Source organism: bacterium (assembly GCA_030654305.1).
Taxonomy (GTDB): Bacteria; Krumholzibacteriota; Krumholzibacteriia; order LZORAL124-64-63; family LZORAL124-64-63; genus PNOJ01.
This window is the reverse complement of sequence record JAURXS010000161.1, coordinates 1-13,156: the sequence shown is the minus strand read 5'-3', so window position 1 is coordinate 13,156 and position 13,156 is coordinate 1. Positions and strand designations below refer to the sequence as shown.

Annotated in this window: 16 protein-coding genes; all 16 read left to right on the top strand. The window is 73.0% G+C overall.

The annotated features are described in order from the left end of the window. Positions 1-459 (top strand): hypothetical protein (locus tag Q7W29_04455; protein MDO9171067.1); only part of this gene is annotated, 459 nt, incomplete at its 5' end. Further along, positions 456-1,079, top strand: a complete 624-nt coding sequence (locus Q7W29_04450) for an NTP transferase domain-containing protein (GenBank protein ID MDO9171066.1) — start codon at positions 456-458, stop codon at positions 1,077-1,079. The genes Q7W29_04455 and Q7W29_04450, both read left to right, overlap by 4 nt. Before the next feature lie 163 nt (positions 1,080-1,242). Continuing rightward, positions 1,243-2,406, top strand: a complete 1,164-nt coding sequence (locus Q7W29_04445; protein ID MDO9171065.1) for a tetratricopeptide repeat protein — start codon at positions 1,243-1,245, stop codon at positions 2,404-2,406. Positions 2,407-2,510: 104 nt separating this feature from the next. Continuing rightward, positions 2,511-3,662 (top strand): aminotransferase class I/II-fold pyridoxal phosphate-dependent enzyme, encoded by a 1,152-nt coding sequence (locus tag Q7W29_04440; protein MDO9171064.1) that lies wholly within the window; start codon positions 2,511-2,513, stop codon positions 3,660-3,662. Further along, positions 3,662-4,084, top strand: a complete 423-nt coding sequence (folB, locus tag Q7W29_04435) for a dihydroneopterin aldolase (GenBank protein ID MDO9171063.1) — start codon at positions 3,662-3,664, stop codon at positions 4,082-4,084. Before Q7W29_04440 ends, folB begins: the two co-directional genes overlap by 1 nt. After that, positions 4,081-4,647, top strand: a complete 567-nt coding sequence (folK, locus tag Q7W29_04430; GenBank protein MDO9171062.1) for a 2-amino-4-hydroxy-6-hydroxymethyldihydropteridine diphosphokinase — start codon at positions 4,081-4,083, stop codon at positions 4,645-4,647. Before folB ends, folK begins: the two co-directional genes overlap by 4 nt. Further along, on the top strand, positions 4,640-5,302 hold the full coding sequence (locus Q7W29_04425) for a deoxynucleoside kinase (protein ID MDO9171061.1): 663 nt from the start codon (positions 4,640-4,642) through the stop codon (positions 5,300-5,302). Before folK ends, Q7W29_04425 begins: the two co-directional genes overlap by 8 nt. A 25-nt stretch (positions 5,303-5,327) precedes the next feature. Then, positions 5,328-6,179, top strand: coding sequence for a 3-methyl-2-oxobutanoate hydroxymethyltransferase (gene panB / locus Q7W29_04420; protein MDO9171060.1), 852 nt, complete (start codon positions 5,328-5,330; stop codon positions 6,177-6,179). 5 nt (positions 6,180-6,184) lie between these two features. Beyond that, positions 6,185-7,063 (top strand): pantoate--beta-alanine ligase, encoded by an 879-nt coding sequence (gene panC / locus Q7W29_04415; protein ID MDO9171059.1) that lies wholly within the window; start codon positions 6,185-6,187, stop codon positions 7,061-7,063. Beyond that, entirely contained in the window at positions 7,060-7,806 is a 747-nt protein-coding gene (locus Q7W29_04410; protein MDO9171058.1) for an NTP transferase domain-containing protein, read from the top strand. The genes panC and Q7W29_04410 overlap by 4 nt, the downstream gene beginning before the upstream one ends. 15 nt (positions 7,807-7,821) lie before the next feature. Next, positions 7,822-8,325: an HIT domain-containing protein gene (locus Q7W29_04405; protein ID MDO9171057.1), complete on the top strand. Its 504-nt coding sequence runs from the start codon at positions 7,822-7,824 to the stop codon at positions 8,323-8,325. A gap of 113 nt (positions 8,326-8,438) precedes the next feature. Then, positions 8,439-8,702 carry a DUF4321 domain-containing protein gene (locus Q7W29_04400; GenBank protein ID MDO9171056.1) on the top strand — a complete coding sequence of 88 codons (264 nt, stop codon included), beginning with the start codon at positions 8,439-8,441 and terminating at the stop codon, positions 8,700-8,702. A gap of 18 nt (positions 8,703-8,720) precedes the next feature. After that, on the top strand, positions 8,721-8,990 hold the full coding sequence (locus Q7W29_04395) for a twin-arginine translocase TatA/TatE family subunit (GenBank protein ID MDO9171055.1): 270 nt from the start codon (positions 8,721-8,723) through the stop codon (positions 8,988-8,990). A 74-nt stretch (positions 8,991-9,064) separates the two neighbouring features. After that, positions 9,065-11,338: a DEAD/DEAH box helicase gene (locus Q7W29_04390; GenBank protein ID MDO9171054.1), complete on the top strand. Its 2,274-nt coding sequence runs from the start codon at positions 9,065-9,067 to the stop codon at positions 11,336-11,338. Between the two features lies 1 nt (position 11,339). Continuing rightward, positions 11,340-12,542, top strand: a complete 1,203-nt coding sequence (locus tag Q7W29_04385) for a ribonuclease H-like domain-containing protein (GenBank protein ID MDO9171053.1) — start codon at positions 11,340-11,342, stop codon at positions 12,540-12,542. A gap of 99 nt (positions 12,543-12,641) precedes the next feature. Next, the gene (locus tag Q7W29_04380; protein MDO9171052.1) at positions 12,642-13,073 is read left to right on the top strand and encodes a hypothetical protein; all 432 of its coding nucleotides are present in this window, start codon (positions 12,642-12,644) and stop codon (positions 13,071-13,073) included. Positions 13,074-13,156: the final 83 nt, after the last annotated feature.

Sequence of the window (13,156 nt, the reverse complement as noted above, 5' to 3'; positions counted from 1 at the left end):
GCCGCGGCGCTCGCCGCCGAGGGCGTGGCGTGCCGGTGCTGCAGGCTCGGCGACGGCGGTCCTGATGCGACGGCCGTCGACGACCTGGCCGGGGAGCAGCCCGGCAGCGTGGTGCTGGCGGCCGCCGCGACGGCGGAGCCGGTCCTGCCTGAGCGCACGTCGCTGGTCGTGCCGGTCGTGCCGCTGACGGGCTTCGCGGCGCGCGGCTGGGACGGGTTGACGGACGTCGTCTGCGGACCGGCGGGCCTGCTGTCGCGCGCGGCGGCGGGCACGCCCGCGGCCCCGGCGCTGCTGCGGCTCGACGACTGCCTCGACAGCATCGGCCTGTTCGCGGCGCTCGGGCGTCTGATGGCGGAACGGGACGTGCCGCTCCTCGTCCTGGGCGAGGTGCGGGGACCGCAGCCGCGGTTGCGCGCGGTCTACCGCGACGCAGGACCGCCGCCGCCGGCGGGCGCATGAGCGCGGACGTCGACCGGCGCGACTGGGCCGTGATCCTGGCCCGCGGCGACTCCCGGCGCATGGGCGCGCCGAAGGGGCTCGTCGTGCTGCCGGACGACCCGCGCCCGATGCTGCGCCGGGTGGCGGAACTCCACGACGACGACGGCCGCCCGCTCTGCATCGTGACCACGCCGGCGCTGGCCGCGGCCTACGCCGGCGCGCTGCCGCGGCGCCTGCGGCCGGTCTGGGCACTCCACCCGCCGGGCGGCGACACCGCCGCCTCGGTCCTGGCGGCGGTCGTCCGCCTCGGCGCCCGCGCCACGCACCTCTGGCTGCATCCGGTCGACGTGCCGCACGTCGCCGCCGCAACCTGCCGCCTGCTGGCCGGGGCCTCCCGTCGGGAACCGGCGGCGGTCGTCGTTCCCACCTACAATGGGGAGCGTGGGCATCCCGTCGTGATGCCGTGCGCGCCGTGGCGCGGCCGCGAGCCCGCTGACCACGACGGCCCCATGCGCGACCTCATCCGGTCGGCGGGGGTGCCCGTCCTGCGGCTGGCGGTGGACGACCCGGGCGTGGCGCGGGACCACGACGAACCGCCGGGAACCGGCGACCGGGGAACCGAAGGCGGCAGCGCGGTTTGAACGGGGGACGCGCGGCTTCCACTCACGGGAGCGCCTCGCCGGGCGCGGGCCCACGTTGACACGATCCGGAGGATGTCCTATGTTCCCGTGTCCGCATCAGATCCCGGACCAGCGCCCCCTCGATCATCGCACCGCGGCCTCCCGGTCGCGTCGGAGGTGTCCCGTGCCGAGACGGATCCAGATCCTGACGTCGCTCTTCGTCCTCAGCCTCCTGGTCGCGGTTTCGACCGGCCCCGCGCTCGCCGGTTGCCCCGAGGGCCAGCAGAAGGAAGCCGACTTCGCCTTCTCGCAGGCGGGGGACTTCATCAAGGCCCAGAGCTGGGCCCAGGCGATCCCGCAGCTGCAGTCGGCGCTGAGCATCTGCCCCGAGCACGCCAATTCGCTGAAGTACCTGGGCAAGGCCTACTTCGCGACCGAGGACTTCGCGCAGGCGCGCACCACCTTCGAGCGCCTCATCGAGGTGCGCGGCAAGGAAGCCCAGTCCGGCGACTACATGGACCTAGGCAAGACCTACGCGAAGCTGAAGGAGTACCGCCTCGCCCGCCAGGCGTACGTCAACGCCAGCCGTCTGGCGCCCGAGGACTGCTCGATCCTCTTCAACCTGGCCGTGATGCACAACGCGGTGAAGGACTTCCCCCGCTCTGTCGAGGCCTTCGAGCAGGTGCTGGACGGCTGCCCGAACCTGCGCGAGAAGGTCCTGCCCGAACTGACCAAGGCCTGCCGGGCCGCGGCCGAGCGCGAGCGCGGCTTCGGCAACGTCAAGGAGGCCGACCTGTACGCGGTGAAGGCCTCCGAGTACGGATCGCAGGCGGGCGGCAGCACGGGCTACCAGCTGATCGTCGAGAAGATGCGCGCGGGCGACTACACGGGCGCCGCCGATCTCGGCGACGCCTTCCTGAAGAACAACCCCGAGAGCAGCCGCCGCGACAACGTGCTGCTGAACCTGGCGCGGTGCCGCACCCGGCTGAACCAGACCGACGCCGCGGTGGCGGCCTACCGCCAGTACTTCGAGCTGAAGCCGTCGGACAGCAAGAGCGCGAGCGAGTTCTCCGAGCTGCTGACGAAGGCCAACCGCACCGACGAGGCCCTCGCGGTCGCCGAGCAGTTCCTCGCGCACGTCGAGGACGAGTCGCAGAGGGTCTACCTGGTCTACGCCCAGGGCAAGGCCCTCGAGGGCGCCGGTCGCTACATGGAGGCCAAGGAGAAGTTCCGCTGGGTGGCGGCCAACGCCACCGGCGAGTACAAATTCTGGTCGCAGGAAGAGATGCAGCGGCAGGACCAGCTCGAGGAGATCCGCCAGCGCCAGCGCCAGAACGCCGGCCGCTGACCGCACCGCCGTCGACCAGCCCCGCGACTGCCCAGGGCGGCGTCTGCCCAAAGCGGCGCGGGGCTTTCCCTGCCCGATCGACGCCGCATCCCGACTGGAGCCCCATGTCCCGACTGCAGCGCCTCGCGCCCTACCTCTTCACCGAGATCGACCGCGCCAAGCGCGTCGCGCTGGCGGCCGGGCGCGACGTCATCGACCTGGGCATCGGCGACCCCGACCGGCCCACGCCCGCGCCCCTGCTCGACGCGATGGCCGCCGCGATCCGGCGGCCGGAGCACCACCGCTACCCGGCCAACCGGGGTTCGGCGGCGCTGCGACAGTCAGCGGCGGCGTGGCTGCAGCGCCGCCACGGCGTCACGGTCGACCCGGAGACCCAGATCCTGGCCCTGATCGGCAGCAAGGAGGGGCTCGCGCACCTGCCGCTGGCCCTGCTGGAGGAGGGGGACGAGGTCCTGGTGCCGGACATCGGGTACCCGGTGTACGCGTCGGCCACGCTGCTGGCCGGGGGTGTGCCGCGCGTCTTCCCGCTGGCTGCCGACCGCGGCTTCCTGCCCGACCCCGCGGCTCTGGCCGCCGCCGCCGGCGCGCGCACGCGGCTGCTGTTCTTGAACTACCCGAACAACCCCACCGGCGCCACCGCCGCGCCCGGCTTCTACGCCGACGTCGTCGCCGCGCTGCGCGGCACGGGCGTCGTGATCGCCAGCGACGCGGCCTACCTCGAGGTGGTGCCCGAGGGCAGCCGCCCGGCGTCGCTGTTGCGCGAGGCGGACCCGTCGCGCGAGCGCGTCGTGGAGTTCCACAGCCTCTCGAAGATGTTCAACATGACGGGCTGGCGTGTCGGTTTCGCGGCGGGCCACCCCGAGGTGATCGCCGCGCTGGAACAGGTCAAGCAGAACATCGACAGCGGGGTGTTCTCGGCGGTCCAGGACGTGGCCGCGCAGGCGCTCGCGCCGGCGGGAGAGGACCTGCTGCGCGACGTCATGGCGGTCTACCCTGCCCGCCGCCGCCTGATGACGGGCGCGCTGCGCGCCGCGGGCTTCGAGGTCTTCGAGACGGAAGCCACGTTCTACGTGTGGGCGCGCGTGCCGCGGGGCGAGGACAGTTTCGGCTTCTGCCGGCGCGCGCTGGCGGACGCGTCGGTCGTGGTGACCCCCGGCACGGGTTTCGGCAGCGGGGGCGAGGGCTGGTTCCGGCTGTCCCTGACGGCCCCGGACGAGCGGCTGGCCGAGGCCGCGGAACGGTTCAGGAGGCTGTGATGGATTGCATCCGACTCACCGGTATCGACGTCTACGCCTACCACGGGGCGCACCCGGCCGAGCGCGAGCTGGGGCAGCGCTTCGTCATCGACGTGGAGCTCTGGACCGACGTGCAGGGCGCCGCGATCAGCGACTCCATGCAGGACGCCCTGGACTACACCCTGGTCCACCAGCGGATCATCGAGCTGACGGCGGGGGAGTCGTTCCAACTGCTGGAGGCCCTGGCCGGCCGCATCTGCGACATGCTGCTGACCGAGTTCGCGCTGGACGCGGCGACCGTCACGGTCCACAAGCCGAACCCGCCCATCAAGAACTTCCTGGGCAGCGTGTCGGTGACCATCGACCGCACCCGCGAGGACCTGCTGTCCCGCAAGGCTCGCAAGCCCCTGCACCGGCACGGCCACGGGGAGTCCATCCAGTGACGGAGGGCCCCGACCCGACGGGGCGACGTCACGGCGAGGCGACGGTGACGCTCGGCCTGGGCAGCAACCAGGGCGACCGGCTGTCGTCGCTGCGCCGCGGCTGGGCGGCCGTGTGCGCCCTGGCCGGCGTGCGGCCCCTGGACCGCAGCGGGATCTGGGAGACCGCCTACGTCGGCCCCGGCGGCCCGCAGCCCCCCTACCTGAACGCCTGCGCCCGCATCGGGACGAGCCTGTCGCCGCGCGAGCTGCTGGCGGCCCTGCAGAAGATCGAGCGGGACTGCGGCCGTCCACCGGCCACCCACCTGCAGCCGCGGCCCCTCGACCTGGACATCCTGCTGTTCGGCGACCGGCTCGTGCGCGAGCCGGACCTGGTGATCCCCCACCCCCGCCTGCGGGAACGCGCCTTCGTGCTGGAACCGCTCGCGGAACTGGACCCCGGCCTGATCCTGCCCGATTCGGGGCTGACAGTCGGGGCGGTTCGTGCGATCATCCGCGCCGCAGGCGGGCCCCCGGTACGCCCCCTGCCCGGTGGAACCCTGGCCTGGGACGGGAGCGATGGCTGAGCACGGAGGCGCGGCGGCGACGGCGCTGCCCTGGCGTTACATCGTCGTGGAGGGCGTGATCGGGGCGGGCAAGACCAGCCTGACCAAGCGCCTGGCCGGTCACATCGGCGCCCAGGTGAACCTGGAGGTCGTGGAGGAGAATCCCTTCCTGGTGAAGTTCTACCAGGACCGTTCGGCCCTGGCCTTCCAGACCCAGCTCTTCTTCCTGCTTAGCCGCTACCGCCAGCAGCAGGGCCTGCTGCAGGGCGACCTCTTCGCCCAGTCGGTGGTCTCGGACTACCTCTTCGCGAAGGACCGCATCTTCGCCAACCTGAACCTGCGCGACGACGAGCTCGTGCTCTACGACCAGCTGGCCACGATCCTCGAGCAGCGCATCCTGCAGCCGGACCTGGTGATCTTCCTGCAGGCCTCGACCGACGTGCTCATGGAGCGCATCGCGCGGCGCGGCCGCAGCTTCGAGCGCGACATGAACCGCGACTACATCGATGCGCTCAACGGCGCCTACAGCTATTATTTCCACCACTACCGGCAGACGCCGCTGCTGGTGGTCAACACGAACGACTTCGACTACGTGAACGTGCCCCGGGACTTCGAGCGCCTCTTCGACCAGCTGCGCGAGGACTTCCAGGGAACCCGGTTCTTCGCGCCCGCCTGACCGACTCGACACCACGGGAGCCGCCATGGAGCCGCAGCCGAACCTCGAGGTCTTCGCCGCCCGCAAGCGCGCGGGGGAGCGGATCGTGATGGTGACGGCCTACGACCTCGCCTCGGCGCAGATCGCCCGCGAGGCCGGCGTCGACGCGGTGCTGGTGGGCGACTCGCTGGGCATGGTCGTGCTGGGCCACGAGACCACCCTGCCGGTGACGATCGACGACATGGTGCACCACACCGCGGCGGTCGTGCGCGCGCGGCCCGGCGTGCCGGTCGTCGCCGACATGCCCTACGGCAGCTTCCACGTCTCGCCCGACGACACGGTGCGCCACGCGATCCGGCTGGTGAAGGACGGCGGCGCGACGGCGGTCAAGGTCGAGGGCGGGCGCGCCCGCGCCGCGATCCTGGCGGCCCTGCTGGCGGCGGAGATCCCGGTCATGGGGCACCTGGGCCTCACGCCGCAGTCGGTGCACCGCTTCGGCGGGTTCAAGGTGCAGGGCCGCGGGAAGGACGCCGCCGCCCGCCTGCTGGACGAGGCCGCGTTCCTCGAGCAGGCCGGCTGCTTCGCCATGGTGCTGGAGTGCATCCCGGCGGAACTGGCCGCGCTTGTCACGGCCGCCGTCGGGATCCCGACCATCGGCATCGGCGCGGGTCCCGGCTGCGACGGCCAGATCCTGGTCTTCCACGACCTGCTGGGCCTCTACCGCGGCCGCCGCCCGCGCTTCGTCAAGGTCTACGCCGACCTGGGCGACGCGGCCGCGGCCGCCGTCCGCCGCTACGCCGAGGAGGTGCGCGGCGGGACCTTCCCGGCGCCCGAGCACTGCTTCCACGACGCGCCGGACGAGGACCCGGACCCGGCCCGTCGCGCCGGGAAGGGTTGAGGGGCGTGGAACTCCTGCAGACCAGGGCCGACCTCGCGCGGCTCGCCCCCCTGAGATCCGGCGGCCGGCTGGTGCTGGTGCCCACCATGGGCGCGCTGCACGCGGGCCACCTGTCCCTGGTCGAAAGGGCCGCCGCCGGCGGTCCGGTCGTGGTGTCGATCTTCGTCAACCCGACCCAGTTCGCGCCAGGCGAGGACTTCGCGCGCTACCCCCGCGATCTGGAGCAGGACCTGGAACTGCTGCGCCCGCTGGGGCCCGCCGCCGTCTTCGCGCCCCCGGTGTCGGAGATGTACCCGCACCCTGCCGGCGCCGCCGTCGAGCCCGGCTCCCGGGCGGACGGCCTTTGCGGCGCGCGTCGCCCCGGGCACTTCCGCGGCGTTGCGACGGTGGTGGTCAAGCTGCTGAACCTGGTCGGGCCCGCGACGGCGGTGTTCGGCCGCAAGGACGCCCAGCAGTGCCTGGTGCTGGACGAGGTCGTGCGCGACCTCGACCTGCCGGTGCGCCTGATCGACGCGCCCACCCTGCGCGAGCCCGACGGCCTGGCCATGTCGTCCCGCAACCGCTACCTGGAGGGCGACGACCGCCGTCGCGCGACCTGCCTGTGGCGCGCCCTGCAGGCCGCGCGGCGGGAGCTGGCGGCCGGCGAACGCGGGATCGCCCCGCTCGAGGAATTGCTGGCCCTGCACCTCGCCGACGCCGACGTCGTGGAGTACGCCGAGGTGCGGCGCGTGCCCGACCTGTCCCGCCCGCAGCGGGCCGAGGGCAGGCTGCTGCTGGCGATCGCGGCCCGCGTCGGTCCGGCGCGGCTCATCGACAACCTGGTCCTGGACGTCGAGCCGCACGGCGTGAGCGCGGCGTCCCTGCTCGAAGGAGGGCAACCGTGACCGTCGTCCCGCCCGTCCTGCAGGCCGTCGTCCTGGCGGCCGGCAAGGGCACCCGCATGAAGTCCGACCTGCCGAAGGTGCTGCACCGCATCGGCGGGCGCACCCTGCTCGACCACGTGCTGGGCGCGGTGCGCGAGGCGGGCGTGCCCCGCACGGTGGTCGTCGTGGGCCACGCGGCGGAGCTGGTGGAGGAGTCCTGCCGGGCCCCCGACGTGGCCTTCGCGCTGCAGCGGCCGCAGCTCGGCACGGGACACGCCGTGCAGGTCGCCGTGCCCGCCCTCGCCGCGGACGGTTGGACCCTGGTCCTGGCCGGCGACGTGCCCCTGCTGCGGCCCGCCACGTTGCGGCGCCTGGTCGCCGCGACGGTCGACGCGCAGGCGAGCGCCTCGGTGCTGACCTGCGTGGTCGCCGACGCCGGCGCCTACGGCCGCATCGTCAAGGACGGCGCCGGGCGGCTGCGGCGCATCGTGGAGGCCCGCGACGCGACGCCGGACGAGCTGGCGATCGGGGAGTACAACACCGGCGTCTTCTGCTTCCGGACCCCGGACCTGGTCGCGGCGCTCGCGAAGCTGCGGGCGGACAACGACCAGTCCGAGTACTACCTCACCGACACGATCGCCCACCTGGTGGCCGACGGCCGCGCGGTGCAGGCCGTGGCCATCGACGATCCCGACGAGGTGGTCGGCATCAACACCGTCGACGAGCTGGCCGCGGCCGAGACGCTGCTGCGCCGCCGCGGCTGAAGGGGAGGAGCGCCGATGGACCGCCTGTTCACGCCCTGGCGCCTGGACTACGTCCGGCAGGGGGACCAGCGGGGGGAGGCGTGCGTGTTCTGCGCCTGCCAGGGCGGCCGCGACGAGCAGGAGTTCATCCTGCACCGGTCCCGGCACTGGTTCGCCATCCTCAACCGCTACCCCTACAACGGCGGGCATCTGCTGCTGGTGTGCAACGGGCACGTCGGCGGGTTGACGGAGTGCGCGCCGGAAGCGGTGAACGATCTGGCGCCGCTGCTCGCGGCCGCGGAGCGGGCGGTGCGCGAGGTCTACCAGCCCCACGGCGTCAACGCCGGCTACAACGGGGGCGCGGCGGCGGGCGCCGGCATCCCCGGGCACTTCCACGTCCACCTGCTGCCCCGTTGGCGGGCGGACACCAACTTCATGACCGTCGTCGGCGACGCGCGGGTGATCCCCGAGACCCTCGACCAGTCCTACGCCCGGCTGCGGCCCGCCCTGGCCGACGCCCTGCGCGGCACGGGCCTCTAGGGCGACGCGGGTCTCTGGGACGGCGCGGCGGGATTCCCGTTGGTTTCGCGGGACGGACGGGGTATATTGCACCGCACGCCGGTGGGGAATGGTCAGGCTCGGGGAGGGCGCGGATGCGGAAGTCCATGGGAACGGTGTTGCTGACCCTGTTCCTGGGTATCTTGATCGGCGCCATCTTCAGCGAGATCATCGGCCTGTTCCTGGAAGAGGGCTCGGTGGCCCACCAGCTGTTCGTGCGTTCGATCGACTTCGGACCCGAGCTGAACCAGTGGGACCTGGTGATCCTGGAGATCGCCTTCGGCTTCAAGCTGCACTTCAACTTCATGAGCCTGGTCGGCGTGTTCGTGGCCTCGCAGATGCTGCGCTGGTACCGCTGACCGATCGGAAGGTGGGACATGGCACCGTTCCTCGCCGTCTTCGGCGGCATCGGCTGGGGCGAACTGCTGATCATCGCGTTCGTCGTCCTGATGGTCTTCGGGCCGAAGCGTCTGCCCGAGATCGCCGAGGCGCTCGGCTCCTCCGTCAAGAAGTTCCGCCGCGCGACCCAGGACGCCAAGGACGAGGTCAAGCGCGAGATCGACGTCGCCCGCACCGACGCGCCCCGCCCCGCCCCGCCCCGCAGCGACGCCGGCGACGGCGGCGCCGCGCCGCCCAGGGACAGCTGACCGGCCGTCGTTCGCGCTCCGGAGGCAACCGTCGTGATGAGGCAACCGGTAGGCGGCGCTGATCGGCGGGCGCCGTGAATCTGGCGCAGTTGCTCGACCGGCTCCGCGCCGACGCTTCCTTCGTGGACAACGTCACCCGGTGGGAAACGCTGCCGCCGCGCGAGGCGCGCACCGCCGACTTCCCCGAGAGCCTGCACCCGCGCCTGGTCGAAACCCTGCAGGGCCGCGGGATCCACCGCCTCTACACCCACCAGGCCGAAGCCGTCCGGACCGCCGCCGCCGGCCAGCCCTTCGTCGTGGTCACCCCCACGGCCTCCGGCAAGACGATGTGCTACAACCTGCCCGTGCTGGACGCGATCCTGCGCGACCCGCAGGCCCGCGCCCTCTACCTCTTCCCGACCAAGGCGCTCAGCCAGGACCAGATGCACGAGGTCCACGGCGTGATCACCGACCTCGGCGCCGACATCAGGACCTACACCTTCGACGGCGACACCCCCGAGACGGCCCGCCGCGCGATCCGCAGCAGCGGCCACATCGTGGTCACCAACCCGGACATGCTGCACCAGGGCGTCCTGCCGCACCACACCCTGTGGGTCAAGCTCTTCGAGAACCTGCGCTACGTGGTCGTCGACGAGGTCCACCACTACCGCGGCGTCTTCGGCAGCCACGTGGCGAACGTGCTGCGTCGGCTGCGGCGGATCGCGCGCTTCTACGGCGCCGACCCGCTGTTCATCGGCTGCTCGGCCACGATCGCCAACCCCGGCGAACTGGCGGCCGAGCTGGCCGGCGGCCCGGTGCGCGTTATCGACGACAACGGCGCCCCGCAGGGGGAGAAGCACGTCATCTTCTACAACCCGCCGGTGGTCAACCGCGAGCTGGGGATCCGCCGCTCGGCCGTCAAGGAGACCCGCGCGCTGGCCGAGCGTTTCCTGGCCGCCGACGCGCAGCTGATCGTGTTCGCCCGCTCGCGCACGCGCGTCGAGCTGCTGCTGACCTACCTGGCGCGGGCGGGCCGCCGCACCGGCATCCGCAGCGGCGAGGTGCGCGGCTACCGCGGCGGCTACCTGCCCACCGAGCGGCGCGCCATCGAGCAGGGCCTGCGCGACGGGACGGTGCGGGCGGTCGTCAGCACCAACGCGCTGGAGCTGGGCATCGACATCGGGCGGCTCGACGTGTGCGTCATGTGCGGCTACGCCGGCACGGTGGCCAGCACCTGGCAGCAGGCCGGCCGCGCCGGGCGCAGCCAGAACCTTTCGGTGGCCGTGCTGGTCGCCACCAGCAGCCCCCTGGACCAGTACGTCGTGGCCAACCCCGAGTGGTTCTTCGCCCGCGCGCCCGAGAGCGCGGCGGTCGATCCCGACAACCTCGTGATCCTGGTCAGCCACCTCAAGTGCGCGGCCTTCGAGCTGCCCTTCGATGCGGGCGAACAGTTCGGCGGCCGCGACGTCGGCGAGATCCTGGACTACCTCGCCGAGCAGGGGATCCTGCACCGCGACGCCGCCCGCTACCACTGGATGGCCGAGACGTACCCCGCCGAGGACGTCAGCCTGCGCAGCGCCGCGCCGGAGAACGTGGTGATCATCGACACGGACCAGCCGCACGGGCTGGTGATCGGCGAGATGGACCTGTTCGGGGCCCAGGAGATGCTCCACGACGAGGCGGTCTACATCCACGGCGGGCGGCAGTACCACGTCGACAAGCTGGACTGGGAGCGGCGCAAGGCCTACGTCAAGCCCGTCCAGGTCGACTACTACACCGACGCCCAGCGCAAGACCGAGCTGCGCACGCTCACCGACGACGAGTCGCTGGACGCGCCCTACGGACGCAAGGGGCTCGGGGAGATCGGCCTGGTGAGCAAGGTCACGGTCTACAAGAAGATCAAGCTGGGCACCCACGAGAACGTGGGCGCCGGACGGGTGCACCTGCCGGAGATGGAACTGCACACCACGAGCTTCTGGTGGGAGCTGCCCGCGGACGCGCACGCCTGGCTGGCCGCCTCGCACCTCGACCTGGGCGACGCCCTGAAGGGCCTGGCCCACCTGCTGGGCCGCGTGGCGCCGGCGTTCATCATGGCCGATCCGTCGGACATCCACGCGCTGCCGATGGTCAAGTCGCCGTTCACCGACCGGCCGACCCTCTACCTCTACGACGCCTACCCCGGCGGCGTCGGCTACGCCCGCCGCATCTTCCTGCAACTGGACGAGATCACGGCCGCGGCCCGGCGCCACCTCGAACGCTGCGCGTGCGGGCACGGCTGCCCGGCCTGCGTCGGCGTGCCGGCCGAAGCCGGCGCGACCGCGCGCGAAGGCGCCCGCCGCCTGCTGGCCGCGGCGACGCCGGCGGGTTGACGTGGACCTGCGCAGCCGGCTGGCCCGCTTCGGCTCCCCGGCGACGGCCCACCCTGACGACGCCCGCCTCGACGACGCCCGCCCAACCGGCCCGCCCGACGACGCGGCGCTGGCCGCCCTCGGTTTCGAGTCGATCCCTTCGCCCGCGGGTCTTGTCCGCGTCCGTTCGGTCCTGTTGCGGGCGGCGTCTCCCGGCCCCCTCGCCCCGCTGATCCCGGTGCTGACGGCGCCGCTCCCGGCGGACGTGACGGCCGACCGCATCCTGCTGCTGGACACCGAGACCACCGGCCTCGCCGGCGGCACGGGCACCCTGGCCTTCCTGGTGGGGACCGCCTGGTGGGAAGAGGGCGGCCTGCGCGTCCGGCAGTACCTGCTGGCCTCGCCCTCGGCCGAGGACGCGCTGCTCGGGAGCCTGGCGGAACTCGCGGCCCGCTTCGCGGTGGTGGTGACCTACAACGGGCAGACCTTCGACCTGCCGCTGCTGCGCACGCGGGGCATCCTGTGCCGTCGTCGCGACCTGCTCGCGGACCTCGCCGGCCTGGACCTGCTGCCGGCTGCTCGCCGTCTGTGGGGCCGGCGCCTGCCGGATTGCCGCCAGACGACCGTCGAGACCGCGGTCGGCTGCGACCACCGCGGCGCGGGGGACATCCCCGGCCACCTCATCCCCGCCGCCTGGTGGGGCTTCGTGCGCCGGGGCGAGACCGACGCCCTGCGCGAGGTCTGCGACCACAACGTCTGGGACCTGCAGGGCATGGCCGCCATCCTCGACGCCGCCACCGCGCGTTCGCGCCTGCTGGGCGCGCCGACCACCTCTGCGCCCCCCGAGTCGTGCGGCCCCCTGCCCTGGCAGGACGCCTGGTCGCTGGCGCGCCTCTGCGAGCGACGGCCCGACGAGCCGGCGGCGGGGAGGGCCGCAGCCGCGGCCTGGATCGTCGCCGCGCTGCCGGGTGCGGCGGAGGCGGACGCCCCGCCGCGCTTCTACGCGGACGCTGTCCGCATCCTCAAGCGGGTGCGCGACTGGGAGCGCGTCGCGGCGCTGCTGGCGGAGTGCGCGCGGCAGCACGGCCCCCAGCCTTGGACCCATCTCGAGGCGGCGATCCTCTACGAGCACCGGCTCGGCGATCTCCGGCGGGCACTGGCGCACGCGCGCGCGCTGGGCGACGCCCACCGCGCGGCCCGCCTGCGCGCCAGGATCGGCGAATGATCAGAGCCGGCGGCTGATCGCAGCCGGGAGCGACGGCGGGCTTGCGCGCCGCAGGCACCGGCGCCATCATGGCCGCGGACACCCGCCCGAAAGGACGCCATGGCCAACGTGACGCGCGACGAGGGACATCTGGTGGTGGCGGCCGTTCGCGTGCTGGCCCACCGCAACGGCGGCTCGCCCACGCCGGAGCAGGCCGCCGAACTGCTGGGCTGGGCGCCGGAAGCCCTGCGCCTGAAGGTCTCAGCCCTGCACGAACTGGGGGTCCTGCACCTGGTGGTCAGCGCCTACGAGAACCACCTGGAAATCCGCGACCACCTGCTGCTCGAGCAGCTGGAACAGGAGCAGGGCACCGCGATGAGCGAGGCCATGGCCGAGTTCGAGCAGCGCAAGCGCGAGGAAGCCGAGCGGATGAGCCGGCTGTTCGCCGACGGGGATCAGGACCGCAGGCAGCAGGACAGGCTCAAGGGGATGGATGAGGGGCTGCTCAAGTTCGAGCGGGGCAAGCCCCGCAACCCGTTTGGCGACGACTGAAACGTCGGGGCTTCGAGCGAAGGGCCCGGCCCGCCGCGCTGCGGCGAGCCGGGCCCTCGGTCTTGTGGCGTCGTTCGCCGTCA

Excerpts from the sequence above, each read along its gene's own strand:
- Q7W29_04450 (MDO9171066.1), top strand. The coding sequence starts at position 456 with ATGAGCGCGGACGTCGACCGGCGCGACTGGGCCGTGATCCTGGCCCGC.
- Q7W29_04440 (MDO9171064.1), top strand. The coding sequence starts at position 2,511 with ATGTCCCGACTGCAGCGCCTCGCGCCCTACCTCTTCACCGAGATCGAC.
- folB (MDO9171063.1), top strand. The coding sequence starts at position 3,662 with ATGGATTGCATCCGACTCACCGGTATCGACGTCTACGCCTACCACGGG.
- Q7W29_04425 (MDO9171061.1), top strand. The coding sequence starts at position 4,640 with ATGGCTGAGCACGGAGGCGCGGCGGCGACGGCGCTGCCCTGGCGTTAC.
- panB (MDO9171060.1), top strand. The coding sequence starts at position 5,328 with ATGGAGCCGCAGCCGAACCTCGAGGTCTTCGCCGCCCGCAAGCGCGCG.
- Q7W29_04405 (MDO9171057.1), top strand. The coding sequence starts at position 7,822 with ATGGACCGCCTGTTCACGCCCTGGCGCCTGGACTACGTCCGGCAGGGG.
- Q7W29_04400 (MDO9171056.1), top strand. The coding sequence starts at position 8,439 with ATGCGGAAGTCCATGGGAACGGTGTTGCTGACCCTGTTCCTGGGTATC.
- Q7W29_04395 (MDO9171055.1), top strand. The coding sequence starts at position 8,721 with ATGGCACCGTTCCTCGCCGTCTTCGGCGGCATCGGCTGGGGCGAACTG.
- Q7W29_04380 (MDO9171052.1), top strand. The coding sequence starts at position 12,642 with ATGGCCAACGTGACGCGCGACGAGGGACATCTGGTGGTGGCGGCCGTT.